Below are 17,430 nucleotides of genomic sequence, written 5' to 3'. Positions count from 1 at the left end.
GAATTCTCATCCGGGGCGGGCGCCGTCCGCGCGCAGCACGGCGCCCCGTGACCGGACCGGTCACGGGGCGCCGAGGGTGCGTCAGCGGTGCGTCAGGCGGGGACGGGTGCCACGGCCTCGATGGTGCGAACGGTCCGGGTGGACGGGGAGACCGTGACGCGGACCAGGGCGCCGGGGTGGACGGTGGCCCGGCGGGCCGGGAGGGCCCAGGCGGTGGTGCGCTCGGAGTCCCCGGTGTCCAGGGCCAGGAAGAGCGGGGCGTCCTCGTCCTTGCGGGGCTCCACCCGCAGCACCTCGCCGGTCAGGGTGAGCGGTGCGCCGCGCTCCCGGACCGCGAGCACCAGGTACCAGACCGTCAGGAGCGAGAAGACGGCGATCGCGATGCTCTCGCCGAGCAGCGGGCCCGGCGTCTCGAAGGCGTGCTCCATCCAGCCGTTGCCGCTCGCGAAGTTGCCGGGCATGGTCGCCAGGAAGGCGGCGAACAGCGTCCAGCGGCCGAACTTCTCGGCCACCGCGATCCCGGCCAGGGCGATCGCCACCCAGCCCAGCGTGAGCAGCAGGCCGGCCCGGCGCAGCGAGTGCTCCGCCTCCGGCCCGGTGACCGCCCACTCCGGGCGGCGCAGCGCCACGAACAGGACCAGGGCGACGGCCACCAGCGCGGTGGCGCCCGCGAGTTGGAGCAGCTTGCCGGTGCCGGCGCCGAAGCCGAGGTGCAGCCTCGGGTAGCGGATGCGCACCGGCCGCCAGGTGCCGCCGTAGGAGGACCAGACCCGGCGCCTGTCCCCGGAGTCGAAGCCGAGCAGCCGGGCCGCACCGCTGGTGACGCCGAGCGCGGTGCCGTAGCCGAGGTAGCGGTCCCAGACCGTGACGGCGGCGGGCGGCAGGTGGCCGAACTCCTCGTGGGCGCGCAGCCAGCCCTGCACCCCGGCCCAGTGGCCGGCCCGCTCCAGGCCGCGCGGGGTGGCCCGCTCGTGGCCGAGCACCCGGGTGAGCACCCAGCTGAGCGGGACCAGTGGGAGCAGCGCGGCCGCGATCACGCCGCGGATGCCGTGGTGGCCGGCCAGCCCGGCGCCCGCGAGGGCGGCCCCGGGGGTGCAGGCCAGCACGCCGAGCAGGCCGACCAGCACCGGGCCGAACCGGGGGCGGGAGATCCCGCGCACCCAGGCCTCGGTGACGATCTCCTTGCGCAGCGCGGCGTTCCAGGTCTTGGAGCGCTCCTCCGCCCGGAAGGCGATCGCGCCGATCGGGGCACCGGCGCCACCGGCCCGCTCGGCGGCGCGCAGCAGCACCCGCCGCTCGTACGGGGCGAGCCCCTCGGCCTCCTTGCCGGTCAGGTGGACGGTGGTCCGTGCCGGGTCGTCGCCGGGCTGGCGCAGTTCCAGGTGGCCCCGGGCGGCCAGGTCCAGCAGGGTGGCGGCGGCCGCGTTGTCCACGGAGCGCCAGTGGTTGGCCAACAGCGCGACCAGGGCGGGCGGTTCGGGGTCCTCGCCGAACTCCTGGGTGGCGGGCCCGGGTTGCACGGCACCGTTGCGGGTGGCGGCCAGCGCGGCGCCGAGCACCGCGAACCAGAGCACGGCCAGCCCGAGCGCGGCCCAGTAGAGCTGGGTCTCCAGGCTCACGCGAACCTCACCTCGGTGGGCGCGTCCACGGCCTGGCCGGCCTCGAAGTACTCGCGGTGGCCGTGGGCGCCGCCGATGCCCGCGACCAGGTTGGCCGGGAAGCTCTCCAGCGCGTTGTGGTAGCTCTGCACGGCGCTGTTGTAGAACTGCCGGGCGTAGGCGATCTTGTCCTCGGAGAGGGTCAGCTCCGCCTGCAGGTTGGCGAACTGACGGTCCGCCTTGAGCTGCGGGTAGCTCTCGCCGAGGGCCAGCAGCTTGCCCAGCGAGGCGGTCAGCACGTCCTCCGCCGCCGCCTGGCCGGCCACGGTGAGGCCGCCGCCGGTGGCCGCGCCGCGGGCCGCGATGACGGCCTCGAAGGTGGCGCGCTCGTGCGCGGCGTACCCGCGCGCGCCCTCCACCAGGTTCGGTATCAGCTCGTGACGGCGCTTCAGCTGGACGTCGATCTGCGCCCAGGACGCCTTGGTCTGGTTGCGCAGCCGGACCAGCCGGTTGTAGGTCCGGACCACCCACCACACGGGGAGCACCACCAGGACCAGGACCGCGACGAGCACGCCGATGAGGACACCCACGGTGTCGACCTCCATAGGGGAAGAGACCTCGCACTCCGTGGAGGTCGGGCAAAGATCCCATGGATATCACGCCGGGGACACCGGCCCGAAGGGGGTTTCCTCCGGGCCGGTGCGCGGTGCTACTTGAGCCCGCTGTCGAGCGCGTTGATCAGGGTGCCCGACGGGGTGTCACCCGTCATCTCCCAGATCATCGCGCCGAGCAGGTTCTTGTTCTTGATGTACGCGGCCTTCTTCCCGATCGACCAGGCGTCGTCGAAGGTCCACCACTGACCGCCCGCCCCGGTGTAGCCGTAGGTGGAGACCGACTGCTCGTCGTGCACCACGGTCATGTTCGGGAAGGTGGTGATCAGATTGTTGTAGCCGCGGGTACCGGCCTCCTCGGCGAACTGCCCCGGCGCGGCACCGGTGGCGGACTGCCACTCGCCCTTCACCCCGCCGTCGGTGACGCCCTGCCAGCCCCGGCCGTAGAACGGGAAGCCGATGGTGAGCTTGCGCGGGTTGACCCCGGCGTCCAGGTAGGCCTTCACCGCGGCGTCGGTGGAGAACTTCACCGGGTACGGGTCCTGGGCGTCGGCGTAGAGGTTGGCCTGGTGGCCGGCCCGGTTGGGCTCCCAGGAGTTGTCGCTGCCCGCGCCGTGGAAGTCGTAGCCCTGGACGTTGGCGATGTCCAGGTACTTGAAGATCTGCGACAGGTCCCAGCCCTGGTCGATCTTGGCCGGGTCGGCGGGGGTGAAGGCGGTGAGCAGCTTGTGCGAGCCGCCCAGCGCGTCCAGCTGCTTGCGGAACTCGGCCAGCAGCGCGGTGTTGTTGGCCTTGTCGTTGACGCTCCAGTGGTTGCCGGCGTGGCCGTCCGGCGAACCCGGCCACTCCCAGTCCAGGTCGATGCCGTCGAAGATCCCGGCCGCCACGCCCGGACCGCCGGCCCCGTTGTAGGCGGGCAGGTCACCCTTGATCCAGATGTCCAGGCAGGACTTGACGAACTTCTGCCGGGAGGCGTCGGTGGCCGCCACGTCGGAGAAGTACTTGGAGTAGGTCCAACCGCCCAGCGAGACCACGACCTTGAGGTGCGGGTACTTGGCCTTGAGCTTCTTCAGCTGGTTGAGGTTGCCGCGCAGCTTGCCCCAGCCGTCGTCCGCCACCCCGTCCACCGACTGGGCCGCGCTGAACGGGCGGCCGTAGTCGGCGTCCGCGTCGCCCGCGCCGGTGCCCTGGTCCGGGTCCTGCGGGTTGGCGGTGGTGCCCTTGGTGACGCCGGCCAGGCAGGTCAGGTTGACCGGGTCGATGTTCTCGAAGGCGTAGTTGATGACGTCGAGCTTGGCGGCCGAGCCGGAGGTGTCGAGGTTCTTGACGAAGTACTGGCGGCCGTAGATGCCCCACTGGGTGAAGTAGCCGACCCGGGTGTACTTGCCCGGCCCGGCCAGGTCACCGGTGGTGGCGGTGAGCGGGGCGGAGAGCGGGGAGGGGTTGTCCACCGCGTCCCGGGCCCGCACCGTGAAGGTGTAGGAGGTGGCCGGGGCCAGTGAACCCACCGTCGCCGTGGTGCCGGTGACGGTCTGGGTGACCGCGCCGTCCCGCAGGACGTCGTAGGAGACCACCCCGACGTTGTCGGTGGAGGCGTTCCAGGCCAGCGTGACGGCGGTCGAAGTCACCGTGGTGGCACGGAGGTTGGTGGGTGCGGTGGGCGGCACCGGGTCACTGGCCGGGTCGGTGGTGGTGAGCTGCACCGCCGGGCTCACCGGCCCGACGTTGCCCCGGGTGTCCTTGGCCCGGACGGTCAGGCTGTACGCGGTGGCGGGGGTGAGCCCGGTCGCGGTGCCCGAGGTGCCGGTCGAAGTCCCCACCACGGCAGTGCCGTTGAGGATCTCGTAGGAGGCGACGGGGTAGTCGCCGGGGGTGGCGGCGGCCCAGCTCAGCGCGGCCGACCTGGTGGTCAGCGCGGTGACCACCGGCTTGCCGGGGGCGCCCGGCGGCACGTCGGGGGTGCCGTCGCACTTGTCCCCGTTGACCGTGCAGCCGGTCGGGGTTCCGATCGGGCCGGTGGCCACGAACCAGAAGCTGTACGGCTCGGTGGTGGAGTTCGGCTGGACGGTGGCGTTGTAGTAGGCGTTCTTGGCGACCACGTGACGGCCGGTCACGGTGGCCTCGCCGTTGTAGCTGCCGCTGATGGTGACGCCGGCCGGGAGGTCGAACTCCAGGGTCCAGCCGGTGACGGCGGTGGTGGTGGCGTTGCGGACGACGAACGTGCCCTTCCACCAGGAGCCGTTGTCGGCCGTGGTGAAGGTGGCGGTCAGCCGTCCGGCCGCGTGCGCGGGTGGGGCCGCGAGCGTGGCGAGGAGGGCGACCGGGAGCAGCAACAGGGTGCTCAGCAGGGCGAGCAGCCTGCTCCTGAGATGGGTGGGCATGGTTCTCCTGTGGGTGTGGGGGATCCGTACAGGGGGTTGCAGAACCGTGCTTGCCGTCCGGTCGGGTGACGGCCGAATCGCGCTGGGCGATGTGAGGATGAATGTAGGAGGACTGGACCACAGCGTCAACAGGTCCATACCATTTGCGCGACGCCGTCAAGCCCCGGGGCGTGCACCGACCATGCCCCGGCCCCCCGTGTCCTGACGGACCGTCCGCTCGGTACCAACCATCCCCCACTGGAGGTACTCGTCTTGCGTACCCGTACCCGCCTGCTCTCCGCAGCAGGCGCCGGTCTCCTGGCGGCCGCGGCGGCACTCACCGCGCCGACCACCGCCCAGGCGGCCAACCTGCTGACCAACCCCGGCTTCGAGACCGGCACGCTCTCCGGCTGGTCCTGCACCGGCGGCCTCGGCTCGGTGGTCTCCACCCCCGTCCACGGCGGCGCCAAGGCGCTTGCCGGAGCGGTGAGTTCGAGCGACACCGCGAAGTGCACCCAGACCGTCGCGGTACAGCCCAACACCGCGTACACGCTGAGCGGCTGGGTCCGCGGCAGCTACGTCTACCTGGGCGTCACCGGCGGCACCTCCACCTGGACCCCGTCGGCCTCCGCCTACACCAAGCTCTCGGTCTCCTTCACCACCGGAGCGAGCCAGACCAGCGCCGAGATCTACCTCAACGGCTGGTACGGCCAGGGCACGTACTACGCCGACGACATCAGCCTGGACGGCCCCGGCGGCAGCAACGACACCCAGGCGCCGACCGCCCCCGGCACCCCGCTCTCCACCGGCAAGACCTCCTCCACGGTCTCGCTCAGCTGGGGCGCGGCCACCGACAACGTCGGCGTCACCGCCTACGACGTCTACCAGGGCACCACCCTGGCCACCAGCACGGCCGGCACCAGCGCCACCGTCTCCAACCTGAGCGCCAACACCGCATACACCTTCACCGTGAAGGCCCGCGACGCGGCCGGGAACACCTCCCCCGCCTCCGCCCCGGTGAGCGTCACCACCGACCCGGGCACCACCCCGCCGCCCGGCTTCAAGCAGGCCGCGCCGTACCTCTACAACGGCTGGGGCAACCCGCCGTCCCCGACCACGGTGATGAACGCGACCGGCATCAAGTGGTTCACCATGGCCTTCATCCTGGCCCAGAACGGCTGCAACCCGACCTGGGACAGCCAGCGGCCGCTGCTCGGCGGCGTGGACCAGACCGTCATCAACCAGATCCGGGCGGCCGGCGGCGACGTCGTCCCGTCCATCGGCGGCTGGAGCGGCAACAAGCTCGGCCCCAACTGCTCCACCCCCGAGGCCCTGGCCGGCGCCTACCAGAAGGTGATCGACGCCTACGGCCTCAAGGCGATCGACGTGGACATCGAGAACACCGACGAGTTCGAGAACGCCACCGTCCAGGACCGGGTCATCACCGCCCTGAAGATCGTCAAGAACAACAACCCCGGACTGCGGACCATCCTCACCTTCGGCACCGCCACCAGCGGCCCGACCTCCTGGGGCAACCGCCTGATCGAGCAGTCCAAGGCGCTGAACGCCAACATCGACGTCTTCACCATCATGCCGTTCGACTTCGGCGGCGGCGCCGACATGTACGGCAACACGATCAGCGCGGCCGAGGGCCTGAAGACCAAGCTCAAGTCCGTCTTCGGCTGGGACGACGCCACCGCCTACGCCCACCTCGGCATCAGCGGCATGAACGGCCTGAGCGACCAGCAGGAGCTCACCAGCACCGACACCTGGACCAAGATCCGCGACTGGTCCAACACCAAGCACATCGCCCGCCTGGCCTTCTGGTCGGTCAACCGGGACCGGCCGTGCCCCGGCGGCGGCGTGCAGGAGACCTGCTCCGGCACCACCCAGACCGACTGGCAGTACACCAAGATCACGGCCGGCTTCACCGGCTGATCTCCTCGTGACCGGGCCGCGCCTGCCGGAGCGTCAGAGCTCCAGCAGGCGCGGCTCCCGGTCCGCCACCGCGCCGACCACCGCGCCGCGCGCCCCGTCCTCCCAGTCCAGCAGGTGCAGCCCGTCCCAACTGCCGCGCAGCGGCGAGCCGTCCAGCGGCAGGGCGGAGAGGTCCACCCCGGCCAGGGTGTCCAGAGTGGCGCGGCCGACCTTGATCAGCGCCTCCTTGCGCACCCAGAGCCGCAGGAACGCCCGCTCCGGCTCCGCGTGCTCCTTCACCCGCGCCAACTCGGCCGGGGCCAGCACCCGTTCGGCCACCTCGGCGACCATCCCCCGGGACGGCTGCTCCACGTCCACCCCGACCGGGCCGAAGCCGGCCGCCGCGGCCACCACGCCCTTCCCGTGCGAGAGGCTCACCCGCACCTCGGGGTGCTCCGCCAGGTACGGCCGCCCGTGGCCCTCCTCCTCGCAGTCCGGACAGCGCTGAAGCAGCGTCAGGGCGGCGGCCTCCGTACCGAGCAGCCGCGCGGCGCACTCGCGCACCAGCACGTGGGCCGCGACGAAGTCCTCCCGGGTCGACTCGTGCCGGAACCGCGCCGCCCGGGCCCGCTCCACCTCGGTCAGCAGCCCCTCACCCGCACCGGCCCGTGCCAGCACCTCCGCACTGCCCGCGACCACCACCAGCGGCTCCACCGCACGCCTCCCTCACTCGATCCGCCCGAGCCTACCCTCCACCCGGCCGCCCCGGCCCGGCCCCGCCCACACCGACCTACCAGCCCGACCGGCCGGCCGACGGAAACCGACAGGACCTTCCGCCCTACAACCCGTCCGGCCCTCCCCCGTCCCGCCGACGGCGGTAGTGCCGGGCGACCCGGGCGCGGTTGCCGCAGGTGGCCGGCGAGCACCAGCGGCGCCGGGGGTTCACCGGCACGAACACCAGCCCGCAGTCCTCCGCGGCGCAGTCCCGCACGGCGGCCAGCACCTCCCCGCCGGTCAGCAACTCGGCCACCGCCTCGGCGAGTTCACCCGCCAACCGGGCCGAGGCCGGGCCGGTGCGGCGCAGCCGGTACACCGGGCCGGCCGGGCCGGGCCGCAGTTCTCCCACCAGGGGGGCCGCCAGCAGCCGGGCGTTCAGCGCGTCGAGCACCGCCCCCGGCACCGGCTCCCCCCGCCGGGCCCGCCCCACCGCGACCGCCGCCAGCTCCCGCACCTCCCGGACGGCGGCCAGCTCGGCCGGCCCGGTCACCGCCGGGACCTCCAACAGGCCACGGGCGTCCTGGAGTTCGAGCCAGCGCCGGAGCGCCGCCGGATCGGCGAGCCGGTCACCGTCCCGCGGGCGGGTGTTGAGCAGGTCCAGGGCGAGTGGTTCACCGATCAGCGGGTCAGCCATGTCACTAATGCTAAGTCACTCCCTTGACACATTAGAAGAGTGCGCGAGAAGCTAACGCCACCAACCCACAAGGAGGCATTAGACATGCTCGCCCGCGTCCGCCACCGCCACCTCGACGTCGACGGCCTGCGGCTCTTCTACCGGGAGAGCCTCCCCGCCGATCCCGACGCCCCGGTGATGCTCCTGCTGCACGGCTTCCCCTCCGCCTCGCACCAGTACCGCCGCCTGATCGACGCCCTCGGCACCCGCTACCGCCTGATCGCCCCGGACTACCCCGGCTTCGGCCACAGCGACGCCCCCGCACCGGCCTCCACCGGTGGCCCCTTCGCCTACACCTTCGACCACCTTGCCGAGGTCACCGAGCGTTTCGTCCAACTCCTCGGCCTGGACCGCTTCGTGCTCTACGCCTTCGACTTCGGCGCCCCCGTCGGCTTCCGCCTGGCGCTCCGTCAGCCCCACCGCATCGTCGGCCTGGTGGTGCAGAACGCCAACGCCTACACCGAGGGCCTCTCCCCCATGGCCCGCGACTTCATCGCCCTGCGCCCCGAACAGCCCGGAGCCGAGCAGACCGTCCGCGAGCTGCTCACCCTCCCGATGACCAGGGGCCAGTACGAGGGCGGCACCACCGACCCGGAGCTGGTCGCCCCCGAGGGCTGGACCCTCGACCAGCACTTCCTCGACCTGCCCGGCCGCACCCGGCCGCAGCTGGACCTCGCCTTCGACTACCACTCCAACGTCGCGCTCTACCCGGCCTGGCAGCAGTGGCTGCGCGAGCACACCCCGCCCACCCTGGTGCTCTGGGGCCGCAACGACGCCTTCTTCCCCGCCACCGGCGCCGAGGCCTACCTGCGCGACCTCCCCGACGCCGAGCTGCACCTCTTCGACACCGGCCACTTCGCCCTGGAGGACCACCTCCCGGAGATCGCCCCGCTGATCGCCGACTTCCTGGACCGCACCTGGAAGCCCTGACCACCCGTCAGGAGGACTCCAGCACCCGGCGGTAGACCACCGATCCCCGCACCTCGAAGCCCGCCCGCTCGTACAGCCGGTTCGCCGCCCCGCGCGACGGCCGCGAGGTCAGGTCCACCGTCCGCGCCCCGGCCTCCCCGGCCAGCCGGACGGCCTCGGCGGTCAGCGCCGCGCCCACCCCGTGCCCCCGGGCCCCGGCGTCCACCACCACGTCCTCGATCCGGGCCCGCAGCCCGCTCGGCAACGGCAGCAGCACCAGGGTCAACATCCCGACGATGCGCCCCTCCAGCCGGGCGAGCAGCACCGTGTTCGCCGAACAGGCCAGCAGCCCGGCCACCGTCTCCCGGTCCAACGGCCGAACGCTGCCGGAGAGTTGCGGCAGCAGGCGGGCGAAGGCCTCGACCAGCTCCCCGTCCGCCTCACCCGCGGGTCCCACCTGAACGCTCATGGCCGGACAGCCTAGCGCGGTGGCCGGAACGTTCGCCGGTCTGCCCGTCGGCAGGGCAAGGGCATGCGCTGGGGCGGTTGACTGCCGGCCGCCGTGGCCCATCCACTGCGAGGCCCGCAGGGCCGCGCCGGCAGAGGCGACATCGAGGTCGACCACGACGTCCTCACCCTCCCTACGGCCGCGCTCGGAGATCGCGAGACCGATGAACGCGAGCTCCGCGGCCCGATCCCGCGCGATGAACTCCTCGTGGGACTCGGCAGCGCGCCCGCCCTCCTCGTCACGCTCCCACGCGGCCACCGCGGCATCGGCCACGTCCTTGGGCAGCTGGACGGTGACGCGGCCGACCTGGGCCTCGACGTGCTCCCCGATCGCTGCCAACACCTTCGCGTCTTCCCGATACCGGACGTACTGCTCCTGATCCACCACGGGGCGAGGCTACCCAAGACCACTGGCCCTGTGCCCGCTGATCAACCCGGCTAACGTTTCCGGTCACAGCACCAGGCCGTAACAGGGGCCGCAACCGGTGCGGTTCCGCGGACACGGGAGCAGTGACAGTTGTTTGACGTGCAGGTCGTTCCGGGCAAGCTCAAGATCGACTCCCGCGATCCCGTCTTCGTCGACGGCCCGGTCTGGCTGACGCTGGGCGGCCGGGACTTCCCGGCCTCGGGGTGGACCGATGCGGTCCTCTCCGTGCTCGGCTCGATGGGGACTGCGGTCGCCGGGGCGCTCGACGGTGGAATGCATGACTTCTACTTCTTCGAGGGTTCGTACTTCGTCAAACTGATCCCGCTGCCGGATGTCCCCGGGGCACCGCGCCGGGTCAGGGTCGTCGCAGTGGATGACGGCAATGCCGGGGCTGTCGACGACGAGGACATGCCGGAAGGCGAAGTGCTGGCCGAAGCCGTCGTACTGCTGCGCGAGGTGGCCGAACGCCACAGCGCCGCACAGGAGTTGCTCCGCGCGTGGTTCGAGGCGCACGGAGAGGCCGAGCTCGCAGCAGTCCTGTCCCGGGGATACCGGTACGACGCCTCGGACCCGCGTTTCACCCACTGACCTGGACCACGAACCGACGCCTCCGACGTCGTCGGAGGGACCGTCCGAGGCATTCCGTCGGTTCACCGGTGCCATCTCGCCGACCCTGTGCGGTCACAACGCTGGTCCCGCAGGCCTCCCCCCTTTACGATCAACGCCCATGTCCGACACCACCTCGCCCGTACCCGTCCTCCGGGGCGCCGGCGGGGCCACCCTCCAAGCCAAGGACGACACCCTCGTGTTGAGCCGGCGGCGCAAGGAGAAGCGGTTCCCGCTCCAAGCCGTCCGCGAGGTCCGCGCGGAGGGCCGCGCCCTGACCGTGGAGCTCACGGCCCCGCCCGGTACGACCCCGGCCGTGTACCGGATCCGGGGCGTGAGCGCGACGGCGGCCACGGTGTTCGCGGACGCGATCACCGCGAGCCTGCCCGAGGAGCGGGAGCCCGACGGCACGTCCCTCGTCACCGAGGGCGCGACGGTGGAGTCCGAGGACGAGGCGTACCGGCGCAAGGTCAAGCTCGGGGCGTGGGCCGTCGGCCTCGTGACCGTCGGGGTGGCGGTGCCGATGGCGATCGTCGGATCGACGCTCGCCGCGGGCGCCTTCCTGCTGTTGACCCCCTTCAGCGTGGGGACCGCCGCATTCGGCACCTGGGTGATGAGGGTGCCCTACGACGAGTGGCGCCTGCCCCGGTACGGCATCACCGTCGAGGCGCGACGCAAGAGCCCCGGAAGCTACGACTACACCGACCTGCACGGCGTGGTCCGAGGCGCGGCCGTCAGCGGCAGCGCACCGACGATCATGGTCGCCTACGACCCGGAGAACCTCGGCCCCGTGGTCAGGGCGAAAACATGGATCGGCAAGGTGGGGACCACGCTCTTCTGCCTGGCGATCCTTCTCGTCGGCCTCGCCCTCGTCCTCCTGGACGTCTACGTCGCAGTCTTCGGCTTCCAGGACTGAGAACGCCCCGACAAACGCCCTCCACCGCAGTGACCACAACGACGACACCGACTCCGGCTTCGCCGGACGCAGCGTCAGCGGCGAGCCGGGCCCGGGTGGACTCCGATCCGCGGGCCGCCCTTCGCGGGGGCGAGGATGGCGTTGACAGCGTTGACGGCGTCGGCGTACAGGCAGCAGTCGACAGATGGGAGGACGACAACGCCCTGCCCGGCGCGCGCCCAATCTCGTGAAGACGTTGACTCCAGTAGGGCGGTGGCCGGGGCACCCTCTTGCCACGGTAGGAGTGTCTTCGTAGCCTCAATCTCGGCTGGTCACCGCCCTAACCGGAGGGCGGGGCGCCAAGGTCCCTCGGAAGGACAGTGAGTCTCATGGCTCTTTCTCGTGATGCCCGCAACTTCGCTGCGGAGATCCGCAACCACGACTGGTCGGATGCGCCCTGGCGCCTCGATCGCGCGGGCCACAGCCGGGCCGATGACACCAAGGCCGGCCCCGACGCCCTGACCGTCGAGCAGACCCGATTCGTGAAGACCAACGTCATGTGGGTCGTCGGCCAGGTACTCAGCAACCAGGACCCCAACTTCGACATCTACGAGTTCGCCGAAGCGTGTGGCCTCAAGACCACCACAGCGTCGGGGCGCAAGAACGGTGGCATCGCCGCCGGTATCCGCACCGACACGTACGGCCGAGCGCTGCGCCCCGGCACCTGGGACGTGGACCCCGACGAGGTCCTCACCACAGCGGCCAGCGACTTCTACCACCTGGCTGATTGCGAACACTTCCGGCGCGGGTGGCAGGGCACGCCCCTCCAGTGGTTCCCGATCGGTGCGGTGCCGCCGCGCTGGGCTCCGTGTGCCCACTGCTTCCCCGCCGGGCAGAGCTAACTCGCGCAACCGCCCGGTGCCGCTGTCCAGACGGACCGCAGCGACGCTGCGGGCGTACGCGGCGACCACCAGGCCGGAGAGCCTGCACAAGCCTGGGCTGGTGACACCGAACGCCCGGTGCCCCCGCTGACTGGTGGTCAGCGGGGCATCGGGCGTTCCGCCGCGTTCCGTCTATGGGCCCTCGATGCCGACGATGGTGCCGAACGGGTCGCGCAGCTGGGCGATCCGGCGGCCCGGCTCGATCGTCAGCGGGCCCCGGTGGTGCTCACAGCCAGCCGCCAGCAGCCGCTCCCGGACCTGGTCGACGTCGTCCACGCCCCAGTACACGACCGGACTGCCACCCCTCGGGTTGCGCTCGTCGTCAGCCAGGTGGAAGCCCAACTCGACCCCGGCGACCTCCACCCAGGCGTAGACGGCCCCGGTGTCGCTGACGTCCAACTTCACCGGCACGTCCAGGAACTCGCCCCACCAACGGGCCGACGCCTCCGGATCGAGCGCGAAGGTCATCACGGTGGTCACGCTCTTGAACACGGCATACCTCCAGGACGGGGGACGTCAGACGGAGACGCTCAGCACCCGGGCCGCCGACAGCGTCTCGGCACCGTGTTGATGCAGGTCACGGCTTCCCGGTCGGCCGACGCCCGCCCCCGGCGGAGGTCCACGGGCCGGCCGTGGACCTCCGCGCGGCCCGCTCGAGTGCCGCGCAGGCCCGGCCGTCGGTGCTGGCTTGAACGGGGTGCCCTTCGCCTCCGGCGCCACCCGCGGCCTGCCCGGCAGCGGGGTACGGTCCCGGGAGGCGCCTGATGGCCGGCCCGGGGCCGGGTCGGCCCATCGCGGCTCCTGGTGCAGGTGGTTCGGGAACGGCCGGGGCCGGTACCGGAACGGGGCGCGGGGGTCAGTCGGACGCCGCCGCCCAGGCCTCGGCCTCGGCCCGCTCGGCGAGCGGGAAGGTGCGGGTCCGCCCGGGGATCATCCAGCCGAAGGCGGTCGTCAGATGCGCCATCCACTCCAGGTCGGTGACCAGCGCGACCCGCTGCCAGGACCGCAGGTGCTCGGCCCCGAGCTTGAGGTCCTCCCACACCGCCCCGCCCGACATCCCGTCGAACTCGCGGACCACCAGCACACAGCGGATGCCGCCGGCCTCGGCCGCGGTGGTGAGTGCCGGGATCAGCACGTCCCGGTAGTCCTCGGCGGACAGCTTCCCTCCGATCTCGAACCCGATCACGCCTTCCGGCAGGGCACTCAGCTTCTCCACCACGGTCGGTACCTCACGTTCCGTCACATGCCGATGGGTCGGTGCTCACGCTACGAGCGGGGGCGGGGCGGTGCAGCCGGGGATACTGCGTCCGTGCGGGACGGCGTCGGCCGGCTGCCGTCAGGCGGACCGAACGGGCGGAGGGGGCACGATTGTTGAAGGCACAGTAGGTGGAGGGGCGATGCTGCAGCCGTGCTCGTAGAGCACGCGGCCGATCGGCTCGACGCCGCCGAAACGGTCCCGGTGCCCGTCGATGAACGCTACGAGCGCAGATAGTGGCCGGTCGAGTTCGGCCGCGAAGAACCTCGCCGCGGCCTTCAAGATGTCGTTGGCGCGCTTGAGTTCGGCGATCGCCTTCTTCATCGCCTTGATCTGCGCGGACTCCTCCGTGGTCGTGCCGGGGCACTGCCCGGAGTCAACCTGGTCGCGTCGTACCCGGTTGCGCAGGGTCTCGGCCGAGCCGATGCCCAGCCTCTCCGCGACGGTCCTCAGCACCGCACGACGGCGCAGCTCAGGTGGGCAGGAGGAAGAACGGACCGTGGCTCGAATGCTTACACGAAATCGAGTCTCCACCGACCCCAGCGCGGTTCACTTCTGGTCGGTGAGCCTGCGGACCCTGACCGGTTCCGCCATCTGTCCACCTTCTGAGCTGAACGTCTCGCGACATCCAACCGGCTGTCGGTTCGCCGGCGCCAACCCGGTGTACCTGTGCGGTCACAGCACCAGGCGATGCCCCTCGCCCGCCCCGCGCCCGCTGCTCGCCCGCCGCCCGTGCGCGGCCTCCGTCACCAGCGCCTCGGTGAACCACGGCAGGTCCCCCGGCCGACGGCTCGTCACCAGGACGCCGGGCCCCGCCCGGCAGACCCTGACCGGCTCGTCCACCCAGGTGGCACCCGCGTTGACCAGGTCGGTGCGCAGGCTCGGCCAGGAGGTGACGGTGCGCCCGTGCAGGACGTCGGCCTCCGCCAGCAGCCAGGGCGCGTGGCAGATCGCGGCCACCGGCCGGCCCCCGCGGACGAAGGCCCGGACCAGCTCCACCGCCGCCCTCTCGGTGCGCAGCCGGTCCGGGCAGGCCACCCCGCCCGGCAGCACCAGCAGCCCCCAGTCGTCCGGATCGGCCTCGGCGATCGTCCCGTCCACCACGACGTCGCCGACCCGCTCCAGGTGGCGGTACGTCTGCACCCGCCCCGGCCCGGGCGCCAGCAGTCCGGGCCGGCCGCCCGCCTCCGCCACCGCCTGCCAGGCCCCCGCCAGTTCGCGCTGGTCCACTCCGTCGGCCGCCAGGAAGGCGACCGGCATGCCGTGCAGCGTGACGTCCGGCCAGCCGTCCACCGCCGCCACCTCCTCCTGCCGCCCCGCACCACCCCGTGCACCGCTGCTGCCCCAACCGCCCCGGCCCTAACGTCCCGCCCGGCTCCAATTGCCCCCCGAGGTGTCGTCCCGCCGTACCCGGGTAGGCGCCGGTCCACCGACCGAGGGAGGCCGCCATGACCGTGCCCGTGCCCCCGAACCCGGACACCCACCCGCCGTTCCCCACCCCGCCCCACCCGGACCCCTTCCCCGGGCCGCCCCCCGAGCCCGGCCCGCGCCCGCCGCTGCCCGACCCGGACCCCGGACCGCCCCCGGCGCCCGAGCCGGCACCCGAACCGGCGCCCGACGCCGGCCCGCCTCCCCAGGAGTGAGCCCGGCAAGGTGCGTGAGTACGGAACGGACCTGACCCAGCACTCCCCCCGCGGGGCCGACACCCGTTAGCCTCCGTCAGTGCACAGAACAGCGAAGAAGCAGAACCGGATCCTCGCGGTCTGTCTGGCGGGCGGCTTCACCACCATGCTGGACAACTCCGTCCTCAACATCGCCGTCCCCGCGCTGCGCAGCTCCCTGGAGGCCTCGGCCACCCAGATCCAGTGGATCGTGGCCGGGTACTCGCTCGCCTTCGGCCTGGCGCTGATACCCGGCGGCCGGCTCGGCGACCTGCGCGGCCGCAAGCAGTTCTTCGTGGCCGGCATCGCCCTCTTCGTCGTGGCCGGCCTGTTCGCCGCGGCCGCCACCGACCCCTGGCTGCTGGTCGTCCTGCGGCTGCTCCAGGGCGCGGGCGCCGGCCTGGTCAACTCCCAGATGATCGGCACCCTGCAGGACGTCTTCACCGGACCGGCCCGCACCAGGGCGCTCGGGCTGTACCAGGTGACCTGCGCGGTGGCCATCGCCCTCGGCCCGCCGCTCGGCGGCGCCCTGATCGCGCTGGCCGGGCCCGAGTGGGGCTGGCGGCTGGCCTTCCTGATCAGCGCCCCGTCCGGACTGGCCACCCTGGTCCTGGCGGTCCGTCACCTCCCGCGCCCCGCCCCGCGCACCACCCCCGCCCCCGGCACCGCCCCCGGCGCCGCCCGCGGCCTGGCCTCGCTCGACCCGCTCGGCCTGCTGCTGACCGCCGCCATCACCGTCGCGGTGATGCTCCCGTTCGTCACTTCCGCCCCGCTCCCCGCCCAGCTGGGCCTCGGTGCCGCCGCGGTGGCGATGGCCGTGCTGCTGGCCCGGTGGCAGCGGCACTGCGTGGCGACGGGCCGTCAGCCGCTGATCCACCCCGCGCTGCCGCGCTCCGCGCCGTACACCCTGGGCACGCTCACCGCGATGGCCCAGTTCGGCGCCTCGCTGGCGGGCGGCCTGGTGCTGGTGATGTTCCTCCAGGACGGGCTGGGCCTCTCCCCGCTCGCGGCCGCCGCCGTCACCCTCCCCTCCGCCGTGGCGATGGCCGTGGTCTCCTCCTTCGCCTGGCGCGCCGTCCAGCGCTTCGGAGCGCACCTGGTGCCGCTCGGCCTCACCCTGGCACTGGCCGCCGTCCTGCTCAGCGGCCTCGCCGCGCTCTGGACCACGGGGCCCTGGCTGCCCGTGCTGCTCGGCCTCGGCCAGCTCTGCACCGGCGCCGCCGCCGGCCTGGTGGTCTCCCCGAACCAGGCCCAGGTGCTCCGGTACGCCCCCGCCGAGGCGGCCGGGGTGGCGGGCGGCATCCTCCAGATGTCCCAGCGGATCGCCGCCGCCGTGGGCATCTCGGCCATCTCCGGCATCTACCTCAACAGCTCCGCCGCCACCCCCGGCACCGCCTACTTCCAGGCCGCCCTGGCCTGCACCGCCGTCTTCGCGCTGGCCCTGCTGCTCTCGGTGCTGGCCAACCGCAGCACCCCGGACCAGCCGGCTCCGGCTCCGGCCCCGGCACCCCGCCCCGAGGTCCGGGAGGGCGCCGTCCAGGGCGACTGACCCGCCGCAGGTTCTCACTGACCCGCCGCAGGTGCTCGCTGACCCGCCGTCAGGCCGTGGCCAGCGCCACCCGGACCGCCTCGGCCACCGGCTCGGCCCCGGCGGTCAGCTCCAGGGTTCGGCCGATCGCCGCGTGGGCGTCCAGCAGCTCCACCAGCACCCGGGCCACGTCCTCCCGGGGGACGGGCGCCAGCGGCAGCGCGGGCACCGCGAGCCGGACGAAGCCGCTGCCCGGCTCGTCCAGCAGCGGGCCCGGGCGCAGCACGGTCCAGCCGATCCGACGGGCCCTCAGGTCCTCCTCGGCCGCGCCCTTGGCCCGCAGGTAGTCGGTGAACTCCTGCTCCATGCCCGGCGCCCCGGCCCGTTCGATGCCCATGGTGGAGATCATCAGGTAGCGCGGCACCCCGGCCCGTTCGGCCGCGTCGGCGAACAGCGCAGCGGCCGCCCGGTCCACGCTGTCCTTGCGGGCACTGCCGCTGTTCGGCCCGGCCCCGGCGGCGAAGACCACCGCGTCGGCCCCGCTCAGGCCGCCCGCGAGGTCCTCCGGCGAGACGGCCTCCAGGTCGCAGACCACCGGCCGGGCCCCGGCCGCCTTGAGGTCCGCGGACTGCGCGGCACTGCGGATCAGGCCGGTCACGGTGTCCCCGCGCGCCGACAGCAGCCGCTCCAGCTGGAGCGCGATCTTCCCGTGCCCACCGGCGATCACCACGTGCATGCCCCGACGCTAACCCGCCGCCCCCGGCG

General features: G+C 72.8%; 17 protein-coding genes. 6 read left to right on the top strand and 11 right to left on the bottom strand.

Annotated elements, in window-relative coordinates; translation table 11 throughout:
• Positions 1-92 precede the first annotated feature (92 nt).
• The 3 genes from ACIA8O_RS00295 to ACIA8O_RS00285 all read right to left on the bottom strand — a co-directional run bounded on the left by ACIA8O_RS00295 (position 93) and on the right by ACIA8O_RS00285 (position 4,590).
• Entirely contained in the window at positions 93-1,619 is a 1,527-nt protein-coding gene (locus ACIA8O_RS00295; RefSeq protein WP_396291228.1) for a DUF2207 family protein, read from the bottom strand.
• Complete coding sequence (locus tag ACIA8O_RS00290) at positions 1,616-2,188, bottom strand: LemA family protein (protein WP_396291227.1); 573 nt, start codon at positions 2,186-2,188, stop codon at positions 1,616-1,618. The genes ACIA8O_RS00295 and ACIA8O_RS00290 overlap by 4 nt, the downstream gene beginning before the upstream one ends.
• A gap of 119 nt (positions 2,189-2,307) precedes the next feature.
• Complete coding sequence (locus ACIA8O_RS00285) at positions 2,308-4,590, bottom strand: glycosyl hydrolase family 18 protein (protein ID WP_396291226.1); 2,283 nt, start codon at positions 4,588-4,590, stop codon at positions 2,308-2,310.
• Between the two features lie 252 nt (positions 4,591-4,842).
• Between ACIA8O_RS00285 and ACIA8O_RS00280 the strand changes: the two genes are divergently transcribed.
• Positions 4,843-6,507, top strand: a complete 1,665-nt coding sequence (locus ACIA8O_RS00280) for a carbohydrate binding domain-containing protein (protein WP_396291225.1) — start codon at positions 4,843-4,845, stop codon at positions 6,505-6,507.
• A gap of 33 nt (positions 6,508-6,540) precedes the next feature.
• On the opposite strand, the gene ACIA8O_RS00275 is transcribed toward ACIA8O_RS00280, so the two are convergent.
• Both ACIA8O_RS00275 and ACIA8O_RS00270 read right to left on the bottom strand, forming a co-directional pair.
• A complete protein-coding gene (locus ACIA8O_RS00275) occupies positions 6,541-7,200 on the bottom strand; it encodes a 4'-phosphopantetheinyl transferase family protein (protein WP_396291224.1) in 660 nt (219 codons plus the stop codon).
• Positions 7,201-7,324: 124 nt separating this feature from the next.
• Complete coding sequence (locus tag ACIA8O_RS00270) at positions 7,325-7,897, bottom strand: CGNR zinc finger domain-containing protein (protein WP_396291223.1); 573 nt, start codon at positions 7,895-7,897, stop codon at positions 7,325-7,327.
• A gap of 84 nt (positions 7,898-7,981) precedes the next feature.
• On the opposite strand from ACIA8O_RS00270, the gene ACIA8O_RS00265 reads away from it, so the two are divergent.
• Complete coding sequence (locus ACIA8O_RS00265; RefSeq protein ID WP_396291222.1) at positions 7,982-8,866, top strand: alpha/beta fold hydrolase; 885 nt, start codon at positions 7,982-7,984, stop codon at positions 8,864-8,866.
• Between the two features lie 7 nt (positions 8,867-8,873).
• Here the strand turns inward: ACIA8O_RS00265 and ACIA8O_RS00260 are convergent, their stop codons facing one another.
• Positions 8,874-9,740 (bottom strand): GNAT family N-acetyltransferase, encoded by an 867-nt coding sequence (locus tag ACIA8O_RS00260; protein ID WP_396291221.1) that lies wholly within the window; start codon positions 9,738-9,740, stop codon positions 8,874-8,876.
• Positions 9,741-9,869: 129 nt separating this feature from the next.
• Here ACIA8O_RS00260 and ACIA8O_RS00255 point away from each other — a divergent pair, with 129 nt between their 5' ends.
• The 3 genes from ACIA8O_RS00255 to ACIA8O_RS00245 all read left to right on the top strand — a co-directional run bounded on the left by ACIA8O_RS00255 (position 9,870) and on the right by ACIA8O_RS00245 (position 12,182).
• On the top strand, positions 9,870-10,367 hold the full coding sequence (locus tag ACIA8O_RS00255; protein ID WP_396291220.1) for a hypothetical protein: 498 nt from the start codon (positions 9,870-9,872) through the stop codon (positions 10,365-10,367).
• Positions 10,368-10,506: 139 nt separating this feature from the next.
• Complete coding sequence (locus tag ACIA8O_RS00250) at positions 10,507-11,301, top strand: hypothetical protein (RefSeq protein WP_396291219.1); 795 nt, start codon at positions 10,507-10,509, stop codon at positions 11,299-11,301.
• A 368-nt stretch (positions 11,302-11,669) separates the two neighbouring features.
• Complete coding sequence (locus ACIA8O_RS00245) at positions 11,670-12,182, top strand: hypothetical protein (RefSeq protein ID WP_396291218.1); 513 nt, start codon at positions 11,670-11,672, stop codon at positions 12,180-12,182.
• 171 nt (positions 12,183-12,353) lie between these two features.
• On the opposite strand, the gene ACIA8O_RS00240 is transcribed toward ACIA8O_RS00245, so the two are convergent.
• The 4 genes from ACIA8O_RS00240 to ACIA8O_RS00225 all read right to left on the bottom strand — a co-directional run bounded on the left by ACIA8O_RS00240 (position 12,354) and on the right by ACIA8O_RS00225 (position 14,736).
• Positions 12,354-12,713 (bottom strand): VOC family protein, encoded by a 360-nt coding sequence (locus tag ACIA8O_RS00240; protein WP_396291217.1) that lies wholly within the window; start codon positions 12,711-12,713, stop codon positions 12,354-12,356.
• Positions 12,714-13,077: 364 nt separating this feature from the next.
• Entirely contained in the window at positions 13,078-13,464 is a 387-nt protein-coding gene (locus ACIA8O_RS00235; protein WP_396291216.1) for an STAS/SEC14 domain-containing protein, read from the bottom strand.
• Positions 13,465-13,557: 93 nt separating this feature from the next.
• Positions 13,558-13,932 (bottom strand): hypothetical protein, encoded by a 375-nt coding sequence (locus tag ACIA8O_RS00230; protein WP_396291215.1) that lies wholly within the window; start codon positions 13,930-13,932, stop codon positions 13,558-13,560.
• A 219-nt stretch (positions 13,933-14,151) separates the two neighbouring features.
• Positions 14,152-14,736, bottom strand: a complete 585-nt coding sequence (locus ACIA8O_RS00225; protein ID WP_396292095.1) for a type 1 glutamine amidotransferase domain-containing protein — start codon at positions 14,734-14,736, stop codon at positions 14,152-14,154.
• Positions 14,737-15,198: 462 nt separating this feature from the next.
• On the opposite strand from ACIA8O_RS00225, the gene ACIA8O_RS00220 reads away from it, so the two are divergent.
• Positions 15,199-16,686, top strand: coding sequence for an MFS transporter (locus tag ACIA8O_RS00220; RefSeq protein ID WP_396291214.1), 1,488 nt, complete (start codon positions 15,199-15,201; stop codon positions 16,684-16,686).
• 49 nt (positions 16,687-16,735) lie between these two features.
• On the opposite strand, the gene ACIA8O_RS00215 is transcribed toward ACIA8O_RS00220, so the two are convergent.
• The gene (locus ACIA8O_RS00215) at positions 16,736-17,401 is read right to left on the bottom strand and encodes an SDR family oxidoreductase (protein ID WP_396291213.1); all 666 of its coding nucleotides are present in this window, start codon (positions 17,399-17,401) and stop codon (positions 16,736-16,738) included.
• Positions 17,402-17,430: the final 29 nt, after the last annotated feature.

Origin of the sequence: Kitasatospora sp. NPDC051853 (genome assembly GCF_044452665.1) — a bacterium.
In the GTDB taxonomy this organism is placed as follows: Bacteria; Actinomycetota; Actinomycetes; order Streptomycetales; family Streptomycetaceae; genus Kitasatospora.
This window is presented reverse-complemented; position numbering and strand designations above follow the sequence as displayed.

Coding starts and splice junctions, on each gene's coding strand:
- ACIA8O_RS00285 (WP_396291226.1), bottom strand. CDS start 4,590: ATGCCCACCCATCTCAGGAGCAGGCTGCTCGCCCTGCTGAGCACCCTG.
- ACIA8O_RS00270 (WP_396291223.1), bottom strand. CDS start 7,897: ATGGCTGACCCGCTGATCGGTGAACCACTCGCCCTGGACCTGCTCAAC.
- ACIA8O_RS00265 (WP_396291222.1), top strand. CDS start 7,982: ATGCTCGCCCGCGTCCGCCACCGCCACCTCGACGTCGACGGCCTGCGG.
- ACIA8O_RS00250 (WP_396291219.1), top strand. CDS start 10,507: ATGTCCGACACCACCTCGCCCGTACCCGTCCTCCGGGGCGCCGGCGGG.
- ACIA8O_RS00245 (WP_396291218.1), top strand. CDS start 11,670: ATGGCTCTTTCTCGTGATGCCCGCAACTTCGCTGCGGAGATCCGCAAC.
- ACIA8O_RS00225 (WP_396292095.1), bottom strand. CDS start 14,736: ATGCCGGTCGCCTTCCTGGCGGCCGACGGAGTGGACCAGCGCGAACTG.
- ACIA8O_RS00215 (WP_396291213.1), bottom strand. CDS start 17,401: ATGCACGTGGTGATCGCCGGTGGGCACGGGAAGATCGCGCTCCAGCTG.